Annotated in this window: 25 protein-coding genes; 14 read left to right on the plus strand and 11 right to left on the minus strand. The window is 73.4% G+C overall.

The window, feature by feature from the left end; translation table 11 throughout:
* Nucleotides 1-8 precede the first annotated feature (8 nt).
* The 3 genes from ACFCY1_RS01080 (at nt 9) to ACFCY1_RS01090 (ending at nt 2,960) form a co-directional block, all read left to right on the plus strand.
* Nucleotides 9-212 (plus strand): MbtH family NRPS accessory protein, encoded by a 204-nt coding sequence (locus ACFCY1_RS01080; RefSeq protein ID WP_049649584.1) that lies wholly within the window; start codon nt 9-11, stop codon nt 210-212.
* A gap of 93 nt (nt 213-305) precedes the next feature.
* On the plus strand, nt 306-818 hold the full coding sequence (locus tag ACFCY1_RS01085; protein WP_375873067.1) for a GNAT family N-acetyltransferase: 513 nt from the start codon (nt 306-308) through the stop codon (nt 816-818).
* Between the two features lie 81 nt (nt 819-899).
* Complete coding sequence (locus ACFCY1_RS01090) at nt 900-2,960, plus strand: DUF2264 domain-containing protein (RefSeq protein WP_375873068.1); 2,061 nt, start codon at nt 900-902, stop codon at nt 2,958-2,960.
* Between the two features lie 37 nt (nt 2,961-2,997).
* Here the strand turns inward: ACFCY1_RS01090 and pip are convergent, their stop codons facing one another.
* The 3 genes from pip to ACFCY1_RS01105 all read right to left on the minus strand — a co-directional run bounded on the left by pip (nt 2,998) and on the right by ACFCY1_RS01105 (nt 5,256).
* Nucleotides 2,998-3,957: a prolyl aminopeptidase gene (gene pip / locus ACFCY1_RS01095; protein ID WP_375873069.1), complete on the minus strand. Its 960-nt coding sequence runs from the start codon at nt 3,955-3,957 to the stop codon at nt 2,998-3,000.
* 89 nt (nt 3,958-4,046) lie between these two features.
* Nucleotides 4,047-4,490: a hypothetical protein gene (locus ACFCY1_RS01100; RefSeq protein ID WP_117485973.1), complete on the minus strand. Its 444-nt coding sequence runs from the start codon at nt 4,488-4,490 to the stop codon at nt 4,047-4,049.
* A 175-nt stretch (nt 4,491-4,665) separates the two neighbouring features.
* Nucleotides 4,666-5,256: a TetR/AcrR family transcriptional regulator gene (locus ACFCY1_RS01105; protein WP_375873070.1), complete on the minus strand. Its 591-nt coding sequence runs from the start codon at nt 5,254-5,256 to the stop codon at nt 4,666-4,668.
* A 99-nt stretch (nt 5,257-5,355) separates the two neighbouring features.
* On the opposite strand from ACFCY1_RS01105, the gene ACFCY1_RS01110 reads away from it, so the two are divergent.
* Complete coding sequence (locus ACFCY1_RS01110) at nt 5,356-6,270, plus strand: alpha/beta hydrolase family protein (protein WP_375873071.1); 915 nt, start codon at nt 5,356-5,358, stop codon at nt 6,268-6,270.
* 72 nt (nt 6,271-6,342) lie between these two features.
* Here ACFCY1_RS01110 and ACFCY1_RS01115 read toward each other — a convergent pair whose 3' ends face one another.
* Nucleotides 6,343-7,533 (minus strand): alpha/beta hydrolase family protein, encoded by a 1,191-nt coding sequence (locus ACFCY1_RS01115; protein WP_375873072.1) that lies wholly within the window; start codon nt 7,531-7,533, stop codon nt 6,343-6,345.
* Nucleotides 7,534-7,700: 167 nt separating this feature from the next.
* Here ACFCY1_RS01115 and ACFCY1_RS01120 point away from each other — a divergent pair, with 167 nt between their 5' ends.
* Nucleotides 7,701-8,852 carry a histidine kinase gene (locus ACFCY1_RS01120; protein ID WP_375873073.1) on the plus strand — a complete coding sequence of 384 codons (1,152 nt, stop codon included), beginning with the start codon at nt 7,701-7,703 and terminating at the stop codon, nt 8,850-8,852.
* Nucleotides 8,849-9,538: a response regulator gene (locus tag ACFCY1_RS01125; protein WP_375873074.1), complete on the plus strand. Its 690-nt coding sequence runs from the start codon at nt 8,849-8,851 to the stop codon at nt 9,536-9,538. The genes ACFCY1_RS01120 and ACFCY1_RS01125 overlap by 4 nt, the downstream gene beginning before the upstream one ends.
* A gap of 123 nt (nt 9,539-9,661) precedes the next feature.
* Here ACFCY1_RS01125 and ACFCY1_RS01130 read toward each other — a convergent pair whose 3' ends face one another.
* Nucleotides 9,662-11,413, minus strand: a complete 1,752-nt coding sequence (locus ACFCY1_RS01130) for a peroxidase family protein (protein ID WP_049649574.1) — start codon at nt 11,411-11,413, stop codon at nt 9,662-9,664.
* Nucleotides 11,414-12,013: 600 nt separating this feature from the next.
* Here ACFCY1_RS01130 and ACFCY1_RS01135 point away from each other — a divergent pair.
* The 4 genes from ACFCY1_RS01135 to ACFCY1_RS01150 all read left to right on the plus strand — a co-directional run bounded on the left by ACFCY1_RS01135 (nt 12,014) and on the right by ACFCY1_RS01150 (nt 13,893).
* Nucleotides 12,014-12,250 carry a hypothetical protein gene (locus tag ACFCY1_RS01135; protein WP_375873075.1) on the plus strand — a complete coding sequence of 79 codons (237 nt, stop codon included), beginning with the start codon at nt 12,014-12,016 and terminating at the stop codon, nt 12,248-12,250.
* A gap of 37 nt (nt 12,251-12,287) precedes the next feature.
* Nucleotides 12,288-12,602 (plus strand): hypothetical protein, encoded by a 315-nt coding sequence (locus tag ACFCY1_RS01140; RefSeq protein ID WP_375873076.1) that lies wholly within the window; start codon nt 12,288-12,290, stop codon nt 12,600-12,602.
* Nucleotides 12,599-13,327, plus strand: a complete 729-nt coding sequence (locus tag ACFCY1_RS01145; protein WP_159028338.1) for a hypothetical protein — start codon at nt 12,599-12,601, stop codon at nt 13,325-13,327. Before ACFCY1_RS01140 ends, ACFCY1_RS01145 begins: the two co-directional genes overlap by 4 nt.
* 269 nt (nt 13,328-13,596) lie before the next feature.
* Nucleotides 13,597-13,893, plus strand: coding sequence for a hypothetical protein (locus ACFCY1_RS01150; RefSeq protein ID WP_049649570.1), 297 nt, complete (start codon nt 13,597-13,599; stop codon nt 13,891-13,893).
* Nucleotides 13,894-14,032: 139 nt separating this feature from the next.
* Here the strand turns inward: ACFCY1_RS01150 and ACFCY1_RS01155 are convergent, their stop codons facing one another.
* On the minus strand, nt 14,033-14,182 hold the full coding sequence (locus ACFCY1_RS01155; RefSeq protein WP_199823037.1) for a hypothetical protein: 150 nt from the start codon (nt 14,180-14,182) through the stop codon (nt 14,033-14,035).
* 106 nt (nt 14,183-14,288) lie between these two features.
* Here ACFCY1_RS01155 and ACFCY1_RS01160 point away from each other — a divergent pair, with 106 nt between their 5' ends.
* Nucleotides 14,289-15,374 carry a DUF5937 family protein gene (locus ACFCY1_RS01160; protein WP_049649569.1) on the plus strand — a complete coding sequence of 362 codons (1,086 nt, stop codon included), beginning with the start codon at nt 14,289-14,291 and terminating at the stop codon, nt 15,372-15,374.
* An 18-nt stretch (nt 15,375-15,392) separates the two neighbouring features.
* Here the strand turns inward: ACFCY1_RS01160 and ACFCY1_RS01165 are convergent, their stop codons facing one another.
* From ACFCY1_RS01165 to ACFCY1_RS01185, 5 genes are read right to left on the minus strand one after another with little or no spacing between them, the layout of a single operon-like run.
* Nucleotides 15,393-16,397 carry an ABC transporter ATP-binding protein gene (locus ACFCY1_RS01165; RefSeq protein WP_375873077.1) on the minus strand — a complete coding sequence of 335 codons (1,005 nt, stop codon included), beginning with the start codon at nt 16,395-16,397 and terminating at the stop codon, nt 15,393-15,395.
* Nucleotides 16,394-17,410 (minus strand): ABC transporter ATP-binding protein, encoded by a 1,017-nt coding sequence (locus ACFCY1_RS01170; protein ID WP_375873078.1) that lies wholly within the window; start codon nt 17,408-17,410, stop codon nt 16,394-16,396. The genes ACFCY1_RS01165 and ACFCY1_RS01170 overlap by 4 nt, the downstream gene beginning before the upstream one ends.
* Complete coding sequence (locus ACFCY1_RS01175; protein ID WP_375873079.1) at nt 17,407-18,309, minus strand: ABC transporter permease; 903 nt, start codon at nt 18,307-18,309, stop codon at nt 17,407-17,409. The genes ACFCY1_RS01170 and ACFCY1_RS01175 overlap by 4 nt, the downstream gene beginning before the upstream one ends.
* Nucleotides 18,296-19,264 (minus strand): ABC transporter permease, encoded by a 969-nt coding sequence (locus tag ACFCY1_RS01180; RefSeq protein WP_375873080.1) that lies wholly within the window; start codon nt 19,262-19,264, stop codon nt 18,296-18,298. Before ACFCY1_RS01180 ends, ACFCY1_RS01175 begins: the two co-directional genes overlap by 14 nt.
* A complete protein-coding gene (locus tag ACFCY1_RS01185) occupies nt 19,261-20,817 on the minus strand; it encodes an ABC transporter substrate-binding protein (RefSeq protein ID WP_375873081.1) in 1,557 nt (518 codons plus the stop codon). The genes ACFCY1_RS01180 and ACFCY1_RS01185 overlap by 4 nt, the downstream gene beginning before the upstream one ends.
* 247 nt (nt 20,818-21,064) lie before the next feature.
* On the opposite strand from ACFCY1_RS01185, the gene ACFCY1_RS01190 reads away from it, so the two are divergent.
* From ACFCY1_RS01190 to ACFCY1_RS01200, 3 genes are all read left to right on the plus strand, one after another.
* Nucleotides 21,065-21,664 carry a TetR family transcriptional regulator gene (locus ACFCY1_RS01190; protein WP_375873082.1) on the plus strand — a complete coding sequence of 200 codons (600 nt, stop codon included), beginning with the start codon at nt 21,065-21,067 and terminating at the stop codon, nt 21,662-21,664.
* Between the two features lie 109 nt (nt 21,665-21,773).
* A complete protein-coding gene (locus ACFCY1_RS01195) occupies nt 21,774-22,529 on the plus strand; it encodes a tyrosine-protein phosphatase (RefSeq protein WP_375873083.1) in 756 nt (251 codons plus the stop codon).
* Entirely contained in the window at nt 22,523-24,298 is a 1,776-nt protein-coding gene (locus ACFCY1_RS01200; RefSeq protein ID WP_375873084.1) for a glycoside hydrolase family 3 protein, read from the plus strand. The genes ACFCY1_RS01195 and ACFCY1_RS01200 overlap by 7 nt, the downstream gene beginning before the upstream one ends.
* Nucleotides 24,299-24,332 lie beyond the last annotated feature (34 nt).

Consider the following 24,332-nt stretch of genomic DNA (forward strand, 5'->3'; position numbering starts at 1 on the left):
AGCCCGACATGGACGAGAACACCCGCTACCAGGTGCTGCGCAACGACGAGGAGCAGTACTCCCTCTGGCCCGCCGACCTCGACGTCCCGGCCGGCTGGCAGCCCGTCGGCACCGAGGGCACCGAGGCCGAGTGCACCGCCTACGTCGACGAGGTGTGGACCGACATGCGCCCGAAGAGCCTGCGCGAGCGCATGGAGAACGCCCGAGCCTGACCGGCCGCGGGGACGGGGCCGCCGGCCGCGCCGACCGGCCCCGCCCCACGGCTGCCGCACCACCGAACCACCACGACCCAAGAGGAGAGCGGCATGACCCCTCAGCTGCGCACCGAGCACCTGGAGTTCATCCCCTACCGGCCCGAGGACGAGGACGCCTTCGTCTCCCTGCTCCGCAACGCGGACGTGTGCCGCTGGATGGGCCAGGACCTCGTGCCCGAGCCGGACATCCGCACGCTGTTCCGCGCGATCCTGACCGACGTCTACCCGCAGCACCTCTTCGACATCTGGGGCCTCTGGCTGGACGGCGCGTACGCCGGCCACGCCGAGGTCAAGCGCACCGGGAACGTCGACGGCCACGAGCTGGTCACCGCGCTGGCCCCGGAGTTCTGGGGCCGGGGCCTGGGCGCCGAGGTGGTCCGCGGCCTGATCCGCTACGCCGGCGACGAACTGGGGCTCAAGGAGGTCTACGGCATGGTCGGCGCGGAGAACACCCCGAGCCTGGCGATGTGCCGCCGGCTCGGCTTCCGCCACCTGCGCGACGTGGTCGGGGACGACGGCTCGGTGACCAAGCTGCTCGCCGTCTCCACCGCCGACCCGGCCTGAGTCGCCCCGGCCCGCGGCACGCCCGGCCGTACGGTGAGGGTGCCGGAGCCGCCGGCACCGTCGCCACCAGGAGGCCGCCGTATGCGGGACCGACCGACCGCGGGGCTCGACCTGCCGCCCGAGGACCGGGCGGGCGCGCCGGTGACGGGCTGGACCCGTCGGCACTGGATCGCCGTCGCGGACCACCTGCTGGCGTCCCTGCGGCCCTACCGCAGCCCGCTCGGGGCGCGGATCTCGCCGCCGGGGCGCGGCAGTTGGTCGGGCGGCGACACCGACGGCCTGGAGGGCTTCGCGCGGACGGCGGTGCTGGCCGCCGTCCGGCTGGCGGCCGGCGACGAGCCGGCGCGCGGCCGCCTCGGAGAGCTGGCCGACCAGGTCACCGCCGGGCTGCTCGCCGGCACGGACCCCGGCGGGCCGGAGCGCTGGCCGGCCGTCACCGACTACTCCCAGCAGATCGTCGAGGCCGCGTCGCTCGCGGTGGCCCTGCACGAGTCCCGCCCGTGGATCTGGGAGCGGCTGACCCCCGGTCAGCGCGAGCAGGTGGCGGGCTGGCTCGGCGGGACGGTCGGCCGGGGCGTCCGGGAGAACAACCACGTGCTCTTCCAGGCGGTGGTCGGCGAGTTCCTCGCCTCCGTCGGCGCCGGGCACGACCGAGGCGAGATCGAGGACCGGCTGGACCGGATCGAGCCGTGGTACTCCGGCGACGGCTGGTACCTGGACGGGCCGGAGACCCGCCACGACTACCGTTCGGGCGGCCCGCGGGAGTTCGCCGTCGGCCCGGAAGCGGCCTACGACGCCGGCCGCCGCTTCGACCACTACAACGCCTGGGGGTTCCACCTCTACCCGCTGCTCTGGGCGCGGATCGCCGGGGAACGCGCCGGGGCCAGGGCGGCGCTGTACCGCGAACGGCTGCACCGCTTCCTCGCCCAGTACCGCTGGCTGTTCGGGCCGGACGGCGCGGTGCTCCACCAGGGGCGGTCGCTGAGCTACCGCTTCGCCTGCCTGGCCCCGTTCTGGCTCGGGGCGCTGGACGACGCGACCCCGCTCACCCCGGGGCAGACCCGCCGCCTGGCCTCCGGCGTGCTGCGGCACTTCACCGAGCGGGGCGCCCCCGACCCGCGCGGCCTGCTCCCGCTCGGCTGGTACGGGGAGCAGAGCGCGGCCGCCCAGGTCTACAGCTCGCCCGGCTCGCCGTACGCGGCGGCCATGGGGTTCCTGGGGCTGCTGCTCCCGGCCGGCCACCCGGTGTGGACGGCGCCCGAGGAGCCGCTCGCGCGGGAGCGCGCCGACCTGACGGCCGCGCTGCCCGTCCCCGGGTTCCTCGTCCACCGGACCGCCGCCGACGGGCTCGTCCGGGTGCTCAACCACGGCTCCTGCTACCTGACCGCCCCGCCGGCCGTCGAACGCGACGAGCCGCACTACGCCAGGCTCGCCTACTCGACCCGCACCGGGCCGGTGATCGGCCCGGAGGCGCCACGGATCGACAACCACCTGGCGCTGCTCCTGCCCGACGGCACCGCCACCCGCCGCGAGCGCATCCACCCGCTCGCCGTGACCGACCGGTACGCCGCCTCCTGGCACCGGCCGCTGCCCCCCGGCGGGCCCGTCCCAGGCGCGGCCCCGCCGCCCGTGGTGAGCGTCTCGGTGCCGGCCGGGCCCTGGGAGATCAGGGTGCACGGCCTGCGCCGGCCGCCCGGCTGGGGCCTGCGCGAGGGGGGCTACGCACTGGCGGCCGAGGCGGAGCCGGAGACGGTCCTGCGGGAGCTTCCCGGCGCGGCCGTCCGGACGGCACCCGGCGCGAACGGGCCGGGGCTGGTCAGCGCGGTGCTCGGGCTGCACGGCTGGACGGCGGCGGAGGTGCACCGCCGCGAGGGGGCGAACGCCTTCGGCCACCGCTGCGCCGTGCCCCTCCTCGTGCTCCCGCCCGCTCCGGCACGGGTATGTGACGAATCGTCAGAACAGGTCGAGGTGGTGGTCGGCGCCGTGCTGCTGACCGGTGTGCCGGGGGCGCCCCCGGCGCCGGAGGTGACGGTCCGGGTGGCGGGCGCCGAGGTCCGACTGACATGGCCGGACGGGCGGACACTGCTGGTCCGCCCGGTCCTGCCGTGGCAGGCCCCGGTCGACCGCGGTCCGGCGACCTGAGTTCGGGGCTGGCGAGGTCGCCTCCGAGGCCTGGGGGTCAGCGGTTCTTGAACTCCTCGATGGCGGTCCGGGTCGCCTGCCCCATCGCCTCGCTGCCGGCGTGCCCGGAGTCCTCGATGATGTGGAGCCGTGCCCCCGGCCACGCCTTCGCGAGCTCCCAGGCCGTCTGCACCGGGCAGCCCATGTCGTGCCGGCCGTGGACGAGCACGCCCGGGATGTCGGCCAACAGGTGGGCGTCGCGCAGCAGTTGGTCCTCCTCCAGCCAGGCGCCGTGGCTGAAGAAGTGGGCGCAGATCCGGACGAAGGCGATCCGCTCGTCCACCTCGCGGTCGCTGTACATACCGGGCGAACCGTTGGGTTCGTTGGAGACGACCGCGTCCTCCCAGGCGAGCCAGTCGGCGGCGGCCTTCTCCCGGACGGCGCGGTCGGGGTTCTCCATCAGCCGCGCGTACGCCGCCAACAGGTCGCCGTCCCGCTCGTCTTCCGGGACGCCGTCGCGGAACCGGTCCCACGCCTCCGGGTGGAACCGCCCGGCACCCCGGTAGAGCCAGTCGATCTCGGCCCGCCGGGCCGTCGTCACGGCCGGGATGACGATCTCGGTGACCCGCCCTGGATGCCGCTGCGCGTAGGCCAGGACGAGGGTCGACCCCCAGGAGGCGCCGTTCAGCAACCACCGCTCCACACCGAGGTGTTCGCGCAGCCGCTCCATGTCGTCGATCAGGTGCCGGGTCGTGTTCAGGCTCATGTCCGCCGCCGGGTCGCTGGCGTGCGGGGTGCTGCGGCCGCAGTTGCGCTGGTCGAAGCGGATCACCCGGTAGCGCTCCGGGTCCCAGGCCCGCGTCGGCCGTCGCGGCGCCCCCGCACCCGGGCCGCCGTGGACGTTCAGGGCGGGCTTGCCGTCCGGGTTGCCGAGCTGCTCGTAGTAGAGGCGGTTGCCGTCTCCGGTATCCAGGAACCCGGTGTCGTACGGCTCGGTCGGAGGATAGAGGTCAACCATGAGCGCCGATCGTACGCGGGGGCCGCAACGGGCGGAAGGCGCCGCTGGCGCTCCGCCCCGGAGCCGGTTCGCACTCGACTGGCTTCGGGTCAGGTCCGCTTGCGGCTCGCGATCTCGTCGGAGAGCCGCTGCACGTGGGCGGGGTCCGCGTCCCGGGCAAGGGCGACGTAGTGGTCCATGACGGCCGGCCGGTAGCGCACGGGAAACGTCTGCCCCGGGGCGAGTCGGGTGATCTCGGTGATCGTGAGGTTCTCGTCCGCGATGCCGCGGAACGAGATGCCGCCGATGGTCTCCACGTCGAGCATCAGGGCCACGCGTGGACTGCCGCCGCTGCTGATCTCCCGCCAGTCGACGAGAACGCCGAGCGCGAGCGCCCCCGTGCGCAGTTCCGCATTGCGCTTCCGTGCGTCCCTGCTCAGGACCGGGTTCGGGGCGATGCCCGGGAAGTCCGGCCCGACGCCGAGCGCTTCCCGACTCAGGTCGGGCCTGAGCCGCGCCGCCATGTCGTTGAGCTTCTTCTCCGAACCGAACATCCTGTCCCCTCCCTCACGCCGGTGCCGGAACCCCGGCCCGGCGCTTCGTTTTCGCCGCGATTGTACGTCGCGGCCGTTCCCGGCCTCCGGCGCATCTCCCCGTCCCGACGGGGTCGCCTGATCGATGGTGACCCCGACGGTGCGTCCCGTGGCAAGACCGTGCGGATTCCCGTCGTCAGGCCGCCGCGGGACCGTCCGGGGGCATGGTGGTCCGGCAGCCGGCGAGGAGCCGGGAGACCATGGCCCGCGCATGCTCGCGGTCGTAACCCGGGCCCAGGATGCACAGGTTGCCGACCGCGCGCATCAGCGTGTAGGCGGTGACGTCCGGGTCGAGTTCGCCCCGGGCCGCGGCGGCGTCGAGGAGCGAGGCGCAGGCCGGGACCAGTGTGTCGAGCATCAGGGAGTGCAGGCTCTGCCGGCCGGGGTCCTCGGACTGGAGCGCCGCCCCCAGTCCGTGCTTCGTGACCAGGAACTCCACGAACGCGTCCATCCACCGCTCCAGGGCCTCGCCCGGCCTCGGCGACCCCGCGAGGTCGGCGGCGAGCTGCGCGCACTCGTCCACCTGGTGCCGGTAGACCGAGACGACCAGCTCCGCCCGGGAGGGGAAGTGGCGGTACACGGTGCCCAGGCCCACGCCGGCCCGGCCGGCGATGTCGCGGATGGGCGCCTGGACGCCCTGCTCGACGAACACCTGCGCCGCGGCCGCGAGCAGGGACTGGCGGGTGCGCTGTGCGCCTGCCGCTCTGGAGCCGGCCGATGGGGACAAGGTCTCACCTCTGGTTCGCGGAACATTGTTCCGCTAATGTGAGCGGAACATCGTTCCGCCAAGTATGCGGCACGCGTCCTCCCGACAGAGAGTCCGCACATGCTCACTCCCGCGCAATCCCGGACGAAGACCGTCGCGGTCAAGCCCATCACCGTTCCCGCCGGTGAGCGGGCGGTGCCCCTACAGGTCAAGGTGACCGCACCGGCCGAGGGCCGCGGCCTTCCGGTCGTCGTGTTCTCCCACGGCAACGCGTGGTCGATGGACGGCTACGAGCCGCTGGTCGACCGCTGGGCCGCCGCCGGCTTCGTCGTCGTGCAGCCGACCCACCTGGACTCGCGCCGCAACGCCATAGGGTTCGACGATCCGCGGTTCGGCACCATCTGGCGCGTGCGCGTCGACGATCTCCACGCCGTGCTGGACCACCTCGACGCCGTCCTGGCCGAGGCGGGCGACCTGATCGACCGCGCCGACCGGACCCGTGTCGCCCTCGTCGGGCACTCCTGGGGCGCCCAGACCGTCGGCGCCCTGCTGGGCGCCCGGGTGTTCGACGCCCAGGGCGTCCCGGGCGAGGACCTCTCCCACGGCGGAGCGACGGCGGGCGTGCTCATCGCGGCGACCGGCACGGGCGACTCGCTCACGCCGTTCGCCGTCGAGCACCTGCCCTTCATGCGGCCGGACTACTCCACCATGACCACGCCGGCGCTCGTCATCGCGGGCGACAGGGATCAGTCGAGGATGTCCACGCGCGGACCGGACTGGTTCCTCGACGCCTTCGACCTCAGCCCCGCCCCCAAGCGGCTCCTCGTCGTCCCCGGCGGGGAGCACACCCTGGGCGGCATCGCCGGGGAGGCCGTGAGCGAGACCACCGACCCGGACGCCGACCGGGTCGCCCTCGTCGCCGACGCCGTCGCCGCGTACCTCCTCGACGCCCTCGGACTCGGCCCCGGTGCGTGGTCCCGCTTCCGCGCCGACACCGAAGCCGCCGGGAAGGCGTCCTTCCGGCACAAGGACTGACCCCGGCCCGTATTCGCCGCCCCGCGGGATTCCCCGGGGCGTGATCCCCGTGCGAGGCCGGAGCCAAGGCGTTCACCGGGCGTAGTCGACCTCGGGGAAGTCGGGGGAGGGGCCGTCGAGCAGCCGCCCCTGGTCGCGGAGGTGGAGGTCGAAGAAGGCTCGCGGGTAGGCGCGTTGGAACGCCTGTGCCCGGTGCCCGGGAATCGTCCCGACATCCTCCTCCAGATCGGACGCCGACCTCCCCAGGAGAGGGGCGATCAGCGGCAGGATCAGCACGTCGTCGCCGAACGACTGGTGCGCGGCTCCCCGTACGGTCAGGTGCAGGCGCCAGCCGCGCAGGTGCGACCAGAACGCGCGCAGGGCGGGGTTGTTCTCCATGCCGCCCTTGCCGGGGGTGTCCACGACCAGGAACGGACGGTCGAGCCCGGCGTCCACCACCGGGCCCGCCGCGCCCCCGTCCAGGCTCATGCCCGCCGTGATCCGCCCGTCGGTGAGCATCGTCGCGGCGGTGGTGGCGCCGCCCAGGGAGTGGCCGAGCATCCCGACGCGCCGCGGGTCGAGCGCCCCGCGCAGGCCGGCGGGCAGCGGGGTGCGGCAGACGCCGGAGTGGCCACCCGCGCGGAGGACGGCGAGCCGGTCCAGGACGAAGCGGATGTCGTCGGTACGGACCGCGAGGGCCTTGGCGTAGTCGCTGATCCCGCCCGTCGGGTTCGTCTCGACGCGTCCGCCGGGGAAGGCGACCGCCGCCGCGTCGTAGGTGTGGTCGACGGTGACCACCACGAAGCCGTGGCTGGCGAGGTCCTCCACGACGCCGGTGCCGAACGACCGTGACGCGTCGGCGCCGGGGGAGTAGAGCACGACGGGCAGGGGGCCGGGCGGGCCGCCGACGGGAGCGCCCTCGTGGCCGTGGGTGGATCCCAACCGTACCCGGCCGGGAGGCAGTCCGAGGATGCTCAGGTACCGGTCGGCCGCCGCCGGAGGCATCCAGGGAACGGTGGGGCGGTCCGCGCGGCCGCGGGCGGGGTACCAGATGCTGATCATCAGCTCACGGCAGGGGCGGGAGGGCACCCAGGGGTCCGGCCGCGCGGTGTCGGCCAGGTGCAGCGCGACCGTACCCAGCGGGTACGGTCCGTTCGGGGCGGGCAGCTGGAACCGCACGGGTTCCTCCTGCCCCGCTTGCGCGACGGCCGCCGGCGCGAGCGGACCCGGGATCAGGGCGGCGGCCAGTGCGGCGCCCGAGGACAGCAGTGTTCTCCGATTCATGCGTTCCACTGTTCCGGCCGACGAGCCGGGCGGCTTCGCCCCCGGGGAGGAACCCGGTGTCAGCCCAGGAGGGTACGACGGGCATCGGTCGCGCGGATGACTCAGCCCGTGAGATGACGTCCTCCGGGCTGACGGGTCCTGGGCCCCGCTTGGATAGCGTGGCCGGCATGGGTGACGGTGAGTCACGGCCGCTGGTGGCCGGACGTCTGCGGGACGGACAGTGGCAGGGCGTGGACACGGTCGCGGCCGTGCTCCTCGCCCTGGCGTTCGGCGTGAGCGAGACGCTGAGCGGTGGCTGGGGCGCGGGGGTCGTGGCGGCGGTGGTCTGGCTGCCGGTCGCGGTGCGGCGCAGGTGGCCCGTCCGGGTTCTGTACACGGTCCTGGCCGGAGCGGTCCTCGCCGTGGTGTCCACCGGATGGGAGGCGTCCTGGGTCCCGGTCGGGACCGCCCTGTACACGGTGGCGGCGCGGGAACCGCGGCGCCGGTCCGCGACGGCGCTCGGCTGCTCGCTGTGCGCCGTCGCGGCGGCCATGGCCCTCGGGCCGCGACCGGTCCCGGCCTCCGAGGTCGCGGGGGGCGTCGTCTTCGCGTCCCTGATGATGACCCTGCCCTGGCTGGTGGGCACCGCGCTGAGGGAACAGCGGTCGTACGCGGAACTCGCCGCCCGGCAGGCCGTGACGGACGAGCGCCTGCGGATCGCCCGCGAGCTCCACGACGTGGTGGCCCACCATCTGACCGTCATCACGGTCCGGGCCGAGGTGGCCCGCGCGGTGGCCTCCACCAACCCGGAGGAGACCGAGCGGACCCTCGCCCTGGTCGGGACGGCGGGCCGGACGGCGCTCACCGAGATGCGCCGCATGCTCGGCGTGCTGCGCTCACCCGGTGACGGAGCCGAACTCGGGTCCGCCCCCGGTCTGGCGGACCTGCCCGCGCTCGCGGCCGGCGCGGGCCCGCGCGTGGAGCTGTCCGTCGATCCGGATCCACCGCTCCCCCCGGGGGTGGAACTGGCGGTCTACCGGATCGTCCAGGAGGCCCTCACCAATGTCGTCAGGCACGCGGGATCGGCGGACTGCCGGGTGAGCCTGTCCCGGGTGGATCCCGAGGCGGTCGAGATCGAGGTCGTCAACGACGCGCCGGCCCGGCTGCCGTCTCAGCTCCCGTCCCGGTTCCCGTTCCGGCGTCTCGGCGGCGGGCACGGGCTCGTCGGGATGCGGGAGCGGGCGGCCATGTGCGGAGGGACCTTCTCCGCCGGCCCCCTGGCGACGGGCGGGTTCCGGGTGCACGCGCGGCTGCCCTGCGGATCGGAGGCGGCACGGTGAACCGGCCGGTCCGGGTCCTCATCGCCGACGACCAGGCGCTGTTGCGGACGGGCTTCCGCCTGCTCATCGAGAGCGTGCCGGACCTCGCCGTCGCGGGCGAGGCCGCCGACGGGGAGCAGGCCGTCGAACTCGCCCTGCGGCTGCGGCCCGACGTCGTGCTGATGGACATCCGGATGCCCGGCATGGACGGTCTGGAGGCCACCCGGCGCATCTGCGCGGACCCGGACGCCGTCGGCACCCGCGTGCTGGTCCTCACCACCTTCGACCTGGACGAGTACGTGTACGCGGCACTCCGCGGCGGAGCCAGCGGATTCCTCCTGAAGGACATCCTCCCCGCCGACCTGCTGGCGGCCCTGCGGGTGGTCGCCGCGGGCGACGCCCTGCTCGCGCCCGCCGTCACCCGCCGTCTGATCCGCGAGTTCGCCGGACGCCACGAGCCGCGCCCGCGGCTCGCCCGGGAGCTGGCGGGCCTGACCCCACGGGAACGGGAAGTCCTCCGACTGGTGGCCCGGGGACTGCCCAACCGCGGGATCGCCGACCATCTGGGGCTGAGCATCGCGACCGTCAAGACCCACGTCCGGCGGCTGCTGGCCAAGCTCGACGCCCACGACCGGGCCCAGCTGGTCGTCATCGCCTATGAGACGGGCGTGGTCACCGCGGGTGGGAACCCCCCGTCCACGGGCTGACGCCTCACCGGCCGGGACGGTGGACCTGATCTTCATCAAGAGCTCCGCCCCCGTTCCCCGCAGCCGACCACGAGCACCGTCGACGTGAGGACCTTTTCGGCGGCCGGGCCCGGGGGCCTGTCGTCACACGAGTCCGGCGATGCGCACGAGGTCCGCCATGTAGAACGTGCCGGGGTCCTTGCCGAACGTCGGCTTCCACGGGTTCGCCGAGTTCCTGCTGTTGTGGCTGAGGTACGAACCCGGGTCGGCCTTGATCAGTGCGGCGATCACCTCGCCGACGACGGCGCTGCCCAGGGTGCCGAGTTTGAGGCTGCCCACGTCCGACTTCTCTTCGAGCGCGCCCTCGCCCAGGACGTAGTACCAGGGCGGTACGTGGTCGAAGTCCTGCAGCCCGAAGTCCTTCGGCGTGTAAGGATCGTGGCCCGAGCTGTACTTCGCGTACACCTCCTTGGCGAGGTCCTCCCCGGAGGGCAGCCCCTTGGTGCCGTCCTTGCGGACGAAGGAGTTCGCGCGGCGCAGGTTCCGGATGGCGATGGAGAGCAGCGGCGAGTAGAGCTGGCCCTGGTAGGGGTTTCCGTCCGGGAGCCCTTCCTTCTCCGTGGAGTCCTCCAGCCACGTCAGGGGGCTGTCGATGGGCGGCGGCATCTGGAGGAAGGCGTGGATGATCTTCCTGTCGAACCTCTTCGCGTACTGGGGTTGCTGCGTGGCCCCCGGGATCACGAAGAACTGGTGCCAGTCGATGACCTGTTCGGTGCGCAGCGGCGAGAACGGTCTGCGGAAGTTGAAGAGGTGGCCGGTCGTGGTGTTGTTGAGGCGGTACTCCTCGACCGGCAGCGAATGCAGCCGGTAGGCGGCGGCGGTGAATTCGAGGGGCAGCGCGACCGGCTTGTCCTGCGGGGGGTTGAAGAGGAGGAAGGGGGCTTCCTTGTTCTCGGCCGCCGCCTTGACCTTCGCGTACACCGAGTCCTTCACGATCCTGGGAAGCCAGTCGTTGAGGATCATCCACTGGTAGTGCCAGACGACCTGTTGCTTGGCCGTGTCGAAGAGGGCGACGTCCGGGACCGAGCCCTTCAGCATGTCGACCACGGCGTTGTGGAACAGCATGAAGGCGTGGTGGATCTGGATCGAGATGATGGTGTTGTCGTTGCGCGGGTCGGCGATGACCGGGACGCCCTGGGGGTTGCGGGGCACGTCGTAGTCGCGGTTCGGGTCGATCCAGAACTTTCCGACGTCGAGGTTGTCGTAGAACGCGAACGACTGGGTCTTGGGACCGAGTCCGTAGACGTGGGAGAGGTCGACCCTGGCGCTGCGGAAGTTCGTCGTGTCCCCGATGGTGTTGCTGTCGAAGGTCACGTCGGCCTGGAAGGTGATGTTGTGGTCGAGGAACTGGCCGAGGTAGGTGTAGCCCGCCGGGATGCCGGCCTCGGCCGGGGCCGTCGACGGCTTCGACGGCTTCGCCAGGTACTTGTCGTCGATCTTCTCGCCGAGCTCGGCGCACTGCCTCTTGTCGAACGGGAGCGGGGGGTTGAGGTCCATCTGACCGCCGGGCGCGCCGAGTTCCTCGATCAGATCGTCGCCCGGCACGTACCCGTGCAGCGCGGGGAACAGCCACGTGTAGGTGCCGGTCTCCACCACCGTGTCCCGGAACGCGACCGGGGTGTGCGGCTCCGCGGGGCGGGTGCCGTCGCCCAGGTCCAGGCGCAGCGGACAGCCGTGGCCGGTGAAGGTGGGGTCGGCGACCCGGAGGCCGTCCGGATTCAGCGCTGCTTGTCCGTCGTGGCCCAGGAGTTGGTCGAGGAGCCGGGCGCGGGCCTCCTCCCGTCGGGTGGCGACGTCGTCGGCGGGCGCGTCGGCCGTCGTGGTGTCCGTGGTCATCGGAGGACTCTTCCTTCCGTCGTCCGGGTGACGGCGCCGGGGGCGCTCTCACCCGGGGGCTTCACGGCCGACTCGGTCACGGCCGCTCCGCACGCATGCCCGCACTCCGCCGTGCGGGTAACCCCGGCCGCCGAACACCACCGCAAAGGCCCGGTGCCTTGACCCGGGCAGCCCGCCCGGGGTGGTGGGCGGTCACCTGTCGGCCCACGATCGGACCAGACGCGGCACTTCGGTCCGGAGTTCCTCGGGGCGTGAGCCCGCGGGCCGGTCGCTCCGGGTAGTCGTACCGCACCGGGTTGCGATCGTGGACGGGATGGTGTGCGCTGGGAAGTGTGCGAACCGTCGGCCGGCCGGGCCGGACCCCTCGCTCCGGACCCCGACAGCGCCGAAAGCGGGACGAGGGCGAAGGAGGCGACGGACACCTCGAACGGGGGCAAGCCGGCCGTGACGGACTGACCGGCCGGCGGTCAGGATCCGCAGGGCGAGTCCGGAGATCAGATCATGGGAATAGAATTCACGGTCGTCGATGCCGTCCCATATGAGCACGGCCGCAGCACGGAGCCATTGATATGGCATGGTACTGCCACCTTCAGTCACCCCGTGAAGAATGCCGAAGCCGCTATCCAGGCGTTCTCCCTTGAATTCCTGAGGGGGCCCTACAATCCCGGTGAAGCCCCCTACGGCAAGGAGCACGTCGATTGCTCCGTGGGGAAACTGGCCGGTAATACCGCCGCGGTCCAGGTGACGTTCCTGCTGCGCCCGCGGGACGCCGGCCCCGACTACAACTTCCAGGCCTCGGCGCGGATCCTGGTCATCGCCGAGACGGGTGGGATGTAGCGGGAAACGGGAAGGGAAGACAGTGACCGGAGTGAGTGTGGCGCCGATCATCCAGGTCGAGCAGTGCCATTTCGACTTTCCGCGGTCCAGCGACGCATCCGTCAGGACCCTGACGCGGCAGTTCTCGTTCGAGCAGTGCGTCAACAGGGCGGTCGCCTTCGTGTCCGGCTACTCCGGGCACTACACCGATGATCCGAACCTGAACATCGGAAGGATCCATGTGAAGGCGGAGGCCAGCCTTGAGGACGCCCAGAAGGGTGAGATCCTGGTGACGTGTGAATGGGCATTCGATCCCCAGGCCAGCAGCTTCCCGTCGGCCGGGGAGGTCTGGGTGACCGTGCTGGGCTGGTGAGCGGTGTGGAGACCGGAGGCAGCGGCGGCCGGCTGGACGTGACGGCCGAGGACGTCCCGGCCGACCCGGGTTCCGTCGTCACCGCCGCGTTCCGGGTGGTCGACGCGCGGGAGGGGGTCGCGGGAGCGGACCTCGTCCTCACCGCCGATCCGGGGCTGACCTTCGAGGAGGACGTCGTGGGGTTCAGCCGGAACGGAGGCCGGCCGGGGACCTTCCGGGGCGAGCGGTCGCCGGGGAATTCCACCCTGAGGTGCGCGGGCGCCCATCTCGACGTCTACGACAGCGGGGACCGGATCGACCTCGATGTCGCCGTCCGCGTCGGCAGCGGGCTCTCCTCCGGCGATCCCAAGGTTCGGCTGGCCGTCACGAGCCCGCCGGACTGCCCACCGGAGACCTACGGGTCCGGAGACGTGACCGTTCACGTCAAGCGACTCGTTCCCCGCATCGACAGGGTCGACCCCCCTGACGTGGAGGAACGGGGGCCGGTCACTTTCGAGGGCAGCAATCTCGGCCTGGTGCGCTGGGCGGTGTTCGCGGACGAAGACGGCAGGACGGTCATCACGGATGCCAAGGGTAGCGATGTCGGCTACCTGGCGACGTCGAAGCGCCCGCCGGGGCTGGCCAACGGGTGCGGAAAGGTCTGGCTCTCCACTGCCGATACGCAGAACGAGATCGCGCCGGGCAACACGAGCAATAGTCTGGACATCGTCTTCGAGAATCCGTAGCGGCATCGCGTGTCCCGCCGGATCGGGTTTCTCCCGGGCCGTGCGCAAAGGGGAGTGCTGCGCCCACGTCCCGACAGGGGCATTTTATCAATGATTCGTCAGCGAATCATCTTGGTGGTGATGTTGTTGATGTATCTCCATGAAACTGTGTTTCCCGACCGAATGGGGTTGCCCAGCCGCCGGTGGGCTTTTAGATTGGATTCAGGTCTTGCTCCACCGGGGCTAATTCCGACCGACGGCACGCGTGAGAGAAGAGGAGGCGAGACAGGATGGGCATGCACATTACCTCCGTTTACCCGCCCCAGGTCGAGGCGGGCGGACCGGTTCATCTGGAGGGCAGTGACCTCGGCCTGGCGCGCTGGGCGGTGTTCACGGACGAAGACAGCAAGCACAGCCTGACCGTGCCCGCGACCGGGGTGGACGTCGGCAGGGCGGCCGACTCGGTATGCCCCGACGGTCTGGATACGAGTGAGGGGACGATCGCCCTCTCGGACGCCAAGACGAAGGATCAGGTCAATTCGTCGAACACCAGCAATTCGGTACCCCTCGGCTTCGTCGCGCGGTGACACCGCGCGCCTGCGTACGAAAAGCGCAGGGGTGATACGGATCCGCCCGCCATCCTGTGATGACGGGCGGATTCGACCTCGGACCCGTGTCCAAGGCATCGGCAAGCCGAGGTGTTCGTAGCACCGCGCGTCCGTCTCGCTAGGACCGCCGGAGTCCGAGGGCCGCGCGGATGCGGCCGGCGACCGCCCGCAGGACGGCGAGGTCGTGGGTGCCGGGCAGGGGCGGGGCCGGTTCGCCGCGCTGGGCGGCCCGGTGGCTGTCGAGGAGGTGCTGCTGCAGTGCGTTCATGTCCTCACCCTGCGCCCGGCGCGCCCCTCCCGTCCCGTCGATTGACGGTACTGGTCAAACGACGGGACGGCGCCGCCGCCCGATCCGGCACCATGGTGGGGTGAGCGTGACCATAGACATCACCGGACTGCCGCACGAGCGGATCATCTTCTGCCCCTCGCCGCTGGCCGAACTCGGCAACGCCCTGCACGCGCTGGCCGAGCCCGCTCACCACCCACGCCTGCACGCGTGGACGACGGCGACCTCCGCCACGCTCGAACCGGAGCTCGCCGACCGGCTCGTCGAGGCCGACTTCATGTGGCGCTCGACCCGCTCCGACTTCCTGATGCCGCCCCGGCCCCGGGAGACGCTCGCCGAGGAACTGGACGACCTCGACCAGCTGGACGACGAGACCTTCGTCGGCTCGGCCCTGGAGATCTCCTGCAACAGCAGCCGCTACTCGCAGGGCATGCCCTCGCCGCTGACCGACGGCCGGTCGCGGCGCCGCGCGCTCGACCTCGCCGCCGCGCGCGGCCCGCGCCAGGCGGCCTTCGTCGAACGGACGCTCGCCGACCCCACCGGCACCCGCGCCTGGATCCGGCGCCTCCTGGAGGACTGCGACCGGGCGTTCTTCGCCGACGCCTGGCGCCGCGTCCAGGTCCAGCTCGCCGCCGACGCCCGGCACAAGACCGACCTGCTGCGCCGCAAGGGCCTGGCGGAGGCGCTCGCGGCGACCTCCTCCGTACTGAGCCTGGAGGAGGACGGGCACGGCACCCGCATCGTCGTCGACAAACTGGTGCACGGCCGTACCGAGGCCGGCAGCACGGGCGTCACCCTGCTGCCGACCGTCTTCGGCTGGCCGCACTTCTTCGCCCTGTACGCGCCGGGCTGGCAGCCCGTGATCCAGTACCCGGCCGCCGCCCACGAGGTCGGCGGCGCCGAGTCGGTGGAGACGGTGAAGCTGCGCCTGGAGGCGCTGACCCACCCGATGCGGATGAACCTGTGCCGCCACCTCGCGCGCGGGGCGTACTCGACGAGCGAGCTGGCCGACTCACAGGACATCACCGCACCGGAAGTCTCCCGCCACCTCGCCGTCCTGCGCAAGGCCGGGCTGCTCACCACCCGCCGCCGGGGCCGCTACGTCCTCCACCAGCTCGACCTGTCGGTCGTGGCCCGGATCGGCAGCGACTTCCTGGAGTCCGTCCTGCGTTAAGTGTGCTGTCCCGGGAGGTCAGGCCTGGGCGGCGCCGACCAGCGGGCGGTGGCAGGCCACCGTGCGGCCGGGTGCCACTTCCCGGTGGCGGGGCTCCTCGGTGGCGCAGCGGGAGTCGGCCAGGGGGCAGCGGGTGCGGAAGCGGCAGCCGCTGGGCGGGGCGAGCGGGGAGGGCGGGTCGGCGGGGAGCAGGCCGGTGTCGCGCAGCGGGCGGCCGGGTTCGGGGACGGCGGCGAGCAGGGCGGCGGTGTAGGGGTGGGCCGGGGCGGCGAGCACGGCCTCGGTGGGGCCGCGCTCGCAGACGCGGCCGAGCTGGAGCACGGCCACCTCGTCGCTCACCGCCCGGACCACGCCGAGGTCGTGGGAGATGAACAGGCCGGCCAGTCCGCGCTCCTCGGTGAGCCCGCGCAGCAGGTTGAGCACGGTGGCCTGGGCCGAGACGTCGAGCGCGGAGACCGCCTCGTCGGCGATCAGGACGCGCGGCCCGGCGGCCAACGCCCGGGCGATGGCGACCCGTTGGGCCTGTCCGCCGGAGAGCTGGTGGGGCCGGCGGTCGCCGAACAGGGCGGGCGGCAGGCCGACGGCCTCCAGCTGCCGGGTGACGGTCTCCTCGCGGTCGCGGGCCGGGTCGGGGTGGGCGTCGAGGGGCTCGGCGACGAGGTCGCGGACCCGGCGGCGCGGGTTGAGGGAGGAGAGCGGGTCCTGGAAGACCATCTGGAGGCGGGGCCGGACGGCCCGCAGGGCGCGCGGGGAGAGCGCGGCGAGGTCGGTGCCGTCGAGGGTGACGGTGCCGGTGGTGGGCGGGGGCAGCCGCAGCAGGGCCTTGGCGATGCTGCTCTTGCCGGAGCCGGACTCGCCGACCAGGGCGAGGGTGCGGCGCGGGTACAGGGCCAGGTCGACGCCGCTGACGGCGTGCAGCGGGCCGGAGCGGGTGCGGTGGACGACGCTCAGGCCGGTGGCCTCCAGGACGGGCCGTCCCGGTGTGGCGGCGTCGGGGCCCACGGCTTCGGGGGAGGTGGTCATGCCGCGGGCTCCAGTTCGTCGGGGATGTCGGCTTCGGTGAGCGGGAAGTGGCAGTCGGCGGTGTGGCCGTCCGCCGAGGCGTGGGCGGGCGGCGCGGTCGTGGTGCAGAGCTCCGTCGCCCGTTCGCAGCGCGGGGCGAAGGGGCAGCCGGGGGTGGGCCGGGTGAGGTCGGGCGGCGAGCCGGGGATGGCGGGCAGGGTGCGGCGCAGCGGCCCGGTGACCCGGGGGACGGAGCGCAGCAGGGCCGCGGTGTAGGGGTGCCGGGGGTCGCGGGTGACGGCCTCGGTGGGGCCGGTCTCGACGATCCGGCCGCCGTACATGACGGCGATGCGCCGGGCCCGCCCGTACAGCAGGCCGATGTCGTGGGTGATCAGCAGGGTGGCCAGGCCCCGTTCGACCCGGTGCTGGTCGAGCAGGTCGAGGACGGTGCGCTGGACGGTGACGTCGAGGGCGGTGGTGGGTTCGTCGGCGAGCAGCAGCGCGGGTTCGCCGGCCAGCGCGGCGGCGATGCCGACGCGCTGGCGAAGGCCGCCGGAGAGCTCGTGCGGGTGGGCGCGGGCCCGCCGGGCGGGGTCGGGGACGTCGACGGCGGCGAGCAGTTCGGCAGCGGTGCGCAGCCGTTCGCGCCGGGAGAGGCGGCGCCGGTTGGTGATCGACTCGGTGACCTGGTCGGCGATCCGGACCACCGGGTTGAGCGAGGTCATCGGGTCCTGGTGGACCATGGCGATGCCGGTGCCGAGCAGTTCGGCGCGGCGGGCGGGGGTGGCGGCGAGCAGGTCCTCGCCGTTCAGCCGGATCTCGCCGGTGGCGACGGCCCTGGTGGTGCGGGACTCGACGCCGAGGACGGTGCGGGCGAGCACGGACTTGCCGGAGCCGGACTCGCCGACCACGCCGAGGCACTCGCCGGCCGCGATGCTCAGGCCGACGCCGTGCAGGACGTGCAGGGCGCGGCCGTCGGGGGTGTGCAGGACGGTGTCCAGCGAGCGGACGTCGAGGACGGGGGCGGAGGTCATCCGCGCACCCCCTTCGTGGCGGTGGGCTTCGGGGCAGTGGGCTTCGCGGCGGCGGGAGTGCCCGAACGCAGCTGCTCCCCGAGGTAGTTGAGGGCGAGGACGGTCAGGCAGAGCACCGCCGCGGGCGCCAGCGAGATCCACGGCGCGCTGCCGAGCGCGGTGCGGCCCTCGGCGATGATGCCGCCCCAGGAGGGCTCCGGCGGGCGCAGCCCGAAGCCGAGGAAGCTGAGCGAGCCCTCGGCGACGATGGCGACGGTGGTGGCGGTGAAGGCGAAGGTGAGGGCGACCGGCACGACGTGCGGGACGATCTCGCGGCGCAGGATCCGCAGCGGGGCGGTGCCGATCATGCGGGCGGCCTGGACGAAGCCGCGCTCGCCGAGTGAGAGCACGACGGCGCGCACCACCCGGGTGAAGTGCGGGACGGTGAACAGCCCGATGAGGGTGCCGATCACGGTGAGGCTCGGGCCGCGCAGCGAGACCGTGATCATCACCAGGATCAGGCTGGGCACGGACATCAGCAGGTCGGTCGCGAAGCCGATCGCCTTGTCGACCGGGCCGCGGAACCAGCCGGCGGCGAGGCCGAGCGCGCCGCCGCCGAGCAGGCCGACCAGGATGGTCAGGGCGGCGACGGTGAACGAGGCGCGGGCGCCGGCGACGGTGCGTTGCAGGACGTCCCGTCCGGCGGCGTCGGTGCCCAGCCAGTGGCCGGGGCCGGGGGCGGCGGAGGGGTGGGCGAAGTCGCCGTGCAGCGGGTCGAAGCCGGGCAGCAGGGGCAGCAGCAGGGCGGCAAGGGCGACCAGGGCCAGCCAGGCCGCGGCGGTGAGCACACCGGCCGGGGGCCGTCGCCGGGCGGTGCGGGCCTGAAGAACGGTGACGACGGTGGGCTCAACGGTGCTCATGGGCGATCCTCGGGTCGATCGTGCGGTACAGCAGGTCGACCGCGAAGGTGGCCGCGACCACGCCGAGGGCGCTGACCACCACCACGGCCTGGACGACCGGGAAGTCCCGGCCGGCGATGGCGGCGGAGGCCAGGCTGCCGACGCCGGGCACCGCGAACAGCGACTCGACCAGCACCGACCCGCCGAGCGAGGTCCCGATGCCGATCCCGATCAGCGTCACCAGCGGCAGGCTGGACGGCCGCAGGGCGCGGCGCAGCAGCAGCCGGGTGGTGCCCATGCCGCGGCTGCGGGCGGCGGCGATGTACGGCTGGTCGAGGGTGTCGAGCAGTTGTCCGCGCAGGGTGCGGGTGAACACGGCGGCCTCGGTGAGGCCGAGGGTGAGTGCGGGCAGCACCAGGTGGCGGAGGTTCTCGGCCGGGTCCTCGGTGAACGGGGTCCAGCCGGTGGCGGGCAGGACGCGCAGCTGGACGGCGGCGATCCAGATCAGCAGCAGGCCGAGGGCGAAGCCGGGGACGGCGAGCCAGCCGAAGGTGCCGGCGGTGGCGATCCGGTCGAAGGTGCCGCCGGGCCGCCAGGCGGAGAGCAGGGCGACGGGCACGGCCAGGCAGAGCGCCACCAGCTGGGCGGCGAGGAAGAGTTCGAGGGTGACGGGGATGCGGTCGGCGAGTTCGGTGGTGACGGCGGCTCCGGTGGACAGCGAGTGGCCGAGGTCGCCGTGCAGGGCGTCGCCGATCCACTGCCAGGTGGCGGCGAGGAGGTTGCGGTCCAGGCCGAGCCCGGCCTCGTAGGCGGAGATCTGCTCGGGGGTGGCGGTGGGGCCGAGGGCGGCGACGGCGGGCGAGCCGGGCATCAGGTGGGGCAGGGCGAGGGCGGCGACGGTGACCAGCAGCAGGACGGCCGCGGCGCGGCCGACCCGTCCGCCGTACCGCAGGGCGGTCCGGGTGCCGGGGGTCATCGCTTCACCCACAGGGTGGCGGGGGAGACGTTGAGGACGGTGCGCTTGGAGAGGTCGGGCAGGCCGCCGACCTTGGCGGTGGAGAGGAAGCCGACGGTGTTCTCGGTGAGGAAGGCCATCGGCGCCTCGTCGACGACCCGCCGGGCGGCCTGGCCGTAGGCGGCCGAGCGCTTGGCGGGGTCGGTCGAGGCGCGGCCCTCGGCGATCGCCTTGGCGGCCTCCGGGTCGGTCCAACCCATGAAGTTGTACGGCGAGTTCGGCAGGTAGAGGCTGCCGAGCGCGGTGTCGGTGTCGCCGAACATGCTGGTGATGAAGTCCAGGACCTGGAACTTGCGCTGGAGCATCGCGGTGCCCAGGCTCGCGTTGTCCATCGGCTTGATGGTCATCCTGATCCCGGCCTCGCCGAGCATCTGCTGGAGCACGGTGGCGCGCTGCTGGGCCTCGGGGCGGCTGTCGACGAGGTAGTCGAAGGCGAGGTCGGGGTGGCCGGCCTCGGCGAGCAGGGCGCGGGCCCTGGCCGTGTCGTGGGCCGGGTACGCGCCGGCGGTGCGGTACGGGGAGCGGGAGCCGATCGGGCCGTCGGAGACGGCGCCCTGGCCGAGGAAGACGACCTTCTCCAGGGCCTCGCGGTCGATCGCGTACTGCACGGCCCGGCGGACCCGGACGTCGTCGAAGGGCGCGGCCTTGGTGTTGAAGACGACGGTGCTGGTGGAGCCGGGCCCGGTGGCGGTGCGCAGCCCGTCGGCGGCGGCCTGCTTGAGCTGGCCGGGCGTCTCGGTCCAGATCAGGTCGGTGTCGCCGGAGCGCAGCGACTGGTAGCGGCTGTCGGCGTCGGACAGCACCCGGTAGACGAGCTTGTCGGCGTGGCCCTTGGTGCCCCAGTAGGCGGGGTTGCGGGCGAGGGTGACGGAGACTCCGGGCTGCACGCTCTCCACGGTGTACGGGCCGGAGCCGACGGCGGGGGAGTCGCCGGACGGCGCCTCGGAGATGTAGCCGAGGGAGCGGGTGAACAGGTTGGGGAAGGCGGCGTCGGGGGCCTTGAGGGTGAAGGCGACGGTGGTGGGGCCGGTGACGGCGGTGGTGGCGATGGCGGCCGCGTCGAGGGCGCAGGCGCACTTGCTCTCCGGCTTGGCGAGCCGGGCGACATGGTCGGCGACGGCCTGGGCGTCCAGCGGCTTGCCGTCGCTGAAGGTCACGCCCTCGCGCAGGTCGAGGGTCCAGACCGTGGCGTCGGTGTTGGGCGTGAAGGACTTGGCGAGGTACGGCTGGACGGTGCCGTTGTCGCCGTTGACCATCAGCGGGTCGTACAGGGCGTTGGCGAGGACCATCATCGGCATCTGGATCAGCGTTCCGTCGGCCGGGTCGAGCTTGGCGAACGGCCGGTCCAGGCCGATCTTGAGCGTGCCGCCGTCCACGGCGGGCCCGTCGGCCGCCGCGCCGGTGTTCCCGGCGGCGCCGCCGGTGCCGGACAGCGCGTCGTCGGAGGCGGAGCAGGCGGTGAGGGTGAGCGCGGCGGCGAGGGCCGCCGATGCCAGGAGGTAGTGCCGCTTCATGGTTCCTCGGTTCGGGGGAGTGGGGGCGGCCAGGGGGAGTGCGGCCGCCGACGCGACACACCATTCCGGAAGTGGCAGGACTGCCAAAAGGCAGTTGTGCAAATTCCGGATGACGAAACCCGGAAGAGTCGGCGCTCGCCTTGAGCGGGCCCGGCCGGACGTGGTTCCGTACTCATGGCGGCCCCCTCGGCGGCCCCACCCACCGACACGACCGACACTCAACTCACCGAACGGGAGCGGAAGAACGATGCAGGGGACGGACACCGCGGCGGAGCAGGGCATGCGCGACCGGAAGAAGGCGCGCACCCGCGACAGCATCCGCAGCGCGGCGCTCGACCTCTTCGAGGAGCAGGGCTACGAGCGCACCACCGTGGACCAGATCTGCCGCCGCGCCGACGTCGCCCACCGCACCTTCTTCCGCTACTACCCGGCCAAGGAGGCGCTGCTGTTCGGCTGGGACTTCGGCCAGGTCGTCCTCGACGCCTTCGCCGCCGCCCCCGCCGAACTCCCGCTCTGGGCCGCGCTCGACCACGCGCTGACCGTCACCGGCGGACGGCTGGAGGAGCCCGTCGAGCACACCGAGCGCCGCCGCCGGCTGCGCCGGGGCCTGCTCGACGTGCACTCCGTGCACAACTACGCCCTGGTCGTCATCGACGCCTTCACCGAACGCACCGTCACCATCGCCGCCGAGCGGCTCGACGTCGACCCGGCCACCGACCTGCGTCCGACCGCGCTCGGCGCGATGTTCGGCGGCATGGTGCGGCGCCACGTCCTGATCGGCTCGGAGAGCGGCACCCTGACCGACTGGGTCAAGGCCTACCGGGACGTGCTCGCCACCGCGGGCTGACCCGACCCCGTACCCCGTCCCTCCCGGGCGCGCCGCAGGCCGCCCGGACGGCACCGCACGCCCTCTTCCCCTTTTGCACACCCCCCCGCACGACCCGAAAGGCCCCCGCATGTCCCTGGTCAACTTCCGCGACCCCGCAGCGCTCGCCGACCCCGCGAGCCGCTGGATCCGTCCCGGCGCCCTGTTCCGCTCCGCCCAGCCCTTCCCCGCCGCCGACGCGGCCGTCGTCGCCCGGCTGCGCGAGCACGGCATCACCACCGTCGTCGACCTCCGGGGCGAGGCCGAGACCGGCCCCGAGGACTGGGCCGCCGCCGAGGCCGCCGGCATCGCCGTCGTCGCCGCCCGGATCGAGCCGACCAACGACGAACTCGCGCGGGCCATGCGGACCATGACCACCGCCGAGGACCTCGGCGCCTTCTACCTGCTGATGGCCGAGTCCGCGCCGCGGGCCCTCGCCGCCGCCGTGGAGGCCACCGTCCGCCCCGGCGGGGTGCTGGTGCACTGCGCCGCCGGCAAGGACCGCACCGGGCTGCTCACCGCGCTGCTGCTGGAGCTGCTCGGGGTGCCGGCCGAGGAGATCGTCGCCGACTACGCCCGCACCAACGAGGCGATCCAGCAGATCTGGGCCGGGCTCGCCGACCGCAACCGTGCCGCCCTCAACGAGGTCGAGGCCGGCCGGCTGGTCGTCCCCGCCCCGCTGCTGGAGGCCCCCGCCGGGGCGATGAGCGCCTTCCTCGACCTGGTCCGGGCCAGGCACGGCGGCGCCGCCGGCTTCCTGGCCGCCTGCGGGGTCACCGCCGAGACGATCGAGGCCTTCCGTACCAAGGCCGCCGCGTCGAACACCGCCGAGGTGACGGCATGCTGACCGTCCTGCACCACACCGACGGCACGCCCTTCCGCGACCTCAACCACAACGGCACCATGGAGCCCTACGAGGACCCGCGGCTGCCCGTCGAGAAGCGGGTCGAGGACCTGCTGGCCCGGATGACCCCGGAGGAGAAGGCCGCGCAGATGCTGCACGGCCGGATGCTCCCCGGCGACCAGGGCCCGTTCCCCTCCGGCGCCGATCTGATCACCGAACGCGGCCTCACCCACTTCGCCATGATGGCCGTCCCCGACCCGCGCGCGATGGCCGCCTGGAACAACCACGTCCAGGACCTCGCCGCGGCCGCCCGGCTGGGCATCCCCGTCACCCTCTCCTCCGACCCCCGGCACGGCTTCACCGCCAACCCGGCCACCGCCCACACCGGCGGCGGCTTCAGCACCGGCCCCGAGCCGATCGGCCTCGCCGCCACCGACGACCCCGACCTGGTGCGCCGCTACGCCGACCTGATCCGCCGCGAGCTGTGCGCCGTCGGCATCCGGGTCGCCATCCACCCGATGGCCGACCTCGCCACCGAGCCCCGCTGGGCCCGGATCAGCGGCACCTTCGGGGAGGACCCGGAGCGCGCCTCGCGGATGATCGCCGCCTACATCGAGGGCCTCCAGGGCGGGCCGATCGGCCCGGACAGCGTCGCCTGCATGACCAAGCACTTCCCCGGCGGCGGCCCGCAGGCCGGCGGCGAGGACTCGCACTTCGCCGCCGGACGCCGACTGGTCTACCCCGGCGGCGAGTTCGAGACCCACCTGCGGCCCTTCGAGGCGGCCTTCGCCGCGGGCACCGCGCAGATCATGCCCGCCTACGCGATCCCCTCCGGCAGCGGCCTCGCCGAGGTCGGCGCCAACTTCAACCGGGACGTCATCACCGGCCTGCTGCGCGGTCGTTACGGCTTCGACGGCGTGGTCTGCACCGACTTCAACGCCATCACCGGCATGGACGTCCCCGGCGTGGTCACTCTGCCCCCGCGGCACTGGGGCGTCGAGGAGCTGTCCGTCGCCGAGCAGGTCGCGCTGACCCTGGACGCGGGCGCCGACCAGCTCGGCGGCGAGACGGACCCGGAGCTGATCCTGGCCGCCCTCCGCTCCGGCGCGGTCACCGAGGCCCGGCTGGACGAGTCCGTCCGCCGCATCCTGCGCGACAAGTTCCGCCTCGGCCTCTTCGACGACCCGTACGCCGACCCGGACGCCGCCGCCGAACTGGTCGGCGCCCCGGAGGGCCGGGCGCTCGGCCTGGAGGTCCAGCGCCGCTCCGTGGTCCACCTGGCCGGCGAGCCGCGCAGCGCCACCCGGCTGTACGTGGAGGGCGTCGACCCGGCCGTCGCCGCCCGGTACGGCACCGTCGTCGAGGACCCGGCGCTGGCCGACCTGGCCGTCGTCCGCCTCGCCACCCCGTACGAGCGGCGCGAGGGCCTGCTGGAGCGGCACTTCCACAGCGGCTCGCTGGAGTTCGAGCCGGCCGAGGCGGACCGGCTCGCCGCGCTGGCCGCCGTCGTCCCCACGGTCTTCGCGGCCCAGCTGGAGCGGCCCGCGGTGCTGACCCCGCTCGCCCCGCACGCGGCCCTGCTGATCGGGGAGTTCGGCGCCGCCGACGAGGTCGTCCTGGACGCCGCGCTCGGCCGCGCCCCGATGACCGCGACCCTGCCGTTCGACCTGCCCGCCTCGGACGCCGCGGTGGCCGCGGCCCGCGAGGACGTCCCCTTCGACACCCGCGCCCCGCTCTTCCGCCACGGCCACCGCGCCGGCGCCGGGAGCTGAGCCGGGCCCGCCGCGGGGCCGATGGGGCCCCGCG

It is taken from the genome of Kitasatospora sp. NPDC056273, from assembly GCF_042268845.1.
Classification (GTDB): domain Bacteria; phylum Actinomycetota; class Actinomycetes; order Streptomycetales; family Streptomycetaceae; genus Kitasatospora.

Coding starts and splice junctions, on each gene's coding strand:
- ACFCY1_RS01080 (WP_049649584.1), top strand. CDS start 9: ATGGACGAGAACACCCGCTACCAGGTGCTGCGCAACGACGAGGAGCAG.
- ACFCY1_RS01085 (WP_375873067.1), top strand. CDS start 306: ATGACCCCTCAGCTGCGCACCGAGCACCTGGAGTTCATCCCCTACCGG.
- ACFCY1_RS01090 (WP_375873068.1), top strand. CDS start 900: ATGCGGGACCGACCGACCGCGGGGCTCGACCTGCCGCCCGAGGACCGG.
- pip (WP_375873069.1), bottom strand. CDS start 3,957: ATGGTTGACCTCTATCCTCCGACCGAGCCGTACGACACCGGGTTCCTG.
- ACFCY1_RS01100 (WP_117485973.1), bottom strand. CDS start 4,490: ATGTTCGGTTCGGAGAAGAAGCTCAACGACATGGCGGCGCGGCTCAGG.
- ACFCY1_RS01110 (WP_375873071.1), top strand. CDS start 5,356: ATGCTCACTCCCGCGCAATCCCGGACGAAGACCGTCGCGGTCAAGCCC.
- ACFCY1_RS01115 (WP_375873072.1), bottom strand. CDS start 7,533: ATGAATCGGAGAACACTGCTGTCCTCGGGCGCCGCACTGGCCGCCGCC.
- ACFCY1_RS01120 (WP_375873073.1), top strand. CDS start 7,701: ATGGGTGACGGTGAGTCACGGCCGCTGGTGGCCGGACGTCTGCGGGAC.
- ACFCY1_RS01130 (WP_049649574.1), bottom strand. CDS start 11,413: ATGACCACGGACACCACGACGGCCGACGCGCCCGCCGACGACGTCGCC.
- ACFCY1_RS01150 (WP_049649570.1), top strand. CDS start 13,597: ATGGGCATGCACATTACCTCCGTTTACCCGCCCCAGGTCGAGGCGGGC.
- ACFCY1_RS01155 (WP_199823037.1), bottom strand. CDS start 14,182: ATGAACGCACTGCAGCAGCACCTCCTCGACAGCCACCGGGCCGCCCAG.
- ACFCY1_RS01165 (WP_375873077.1), bottom strand. CDS start 16,397: ATGACCACCTCCCCCGAAGCCGTGGGCCCCGACGCCGCCACACCGGGA.
- ACFCY1_RS01170 (WP_375873078.1), bottom strand. CDS start 17,410: ATGACCTCCGCCCCCGTCCTCGACGTCCGCTCGCTGGACACCGTCCTG.
- ACFCY1_RS01175 (WP_375873079.1), bottom strand. CDS start 18,309: ATGAGCACCGTTGAGCCCACCGTCGTCACCGTTCTTCAGGCCCGCACC.
- ACFCY1_RS01180 (WP_375873080.1), bottom strand. CDS start 19,264: ATGACCCCCGGCACCCGGACCGCCCTGCGGTACGGCGGACGGGTCGGC.
- ACFCY1_RS01185 (WP_375873081.1), bottom strand. CDS start 20,817: ATGAAGCGGCACTACCTCCTGGCATCGGCGGCCCTCGCCGCCGCGCTC.
- ACFCY1_RS01190 (WP_375873082.1), top strand. CDS start 21,065: ATGCAGGGGACGGACACCGCGGCGGAGCAGGGCATGCGCGACCGGAAG.
- ACFCY1_RS01195 (WP_375873083.1), top strand. CDS start 21,774: ATGTCCCTGGTCAACTTCCGCGACCCCGCAGCGCTCGCCGACCCCGCG.
- ACFCY1_RS01200 (WP_375873084.1), top strand. CDS start 22,523: ATGCTGACCGTCCTGCACCACACCGACGGCACGCCCTTCCGCGACCTC.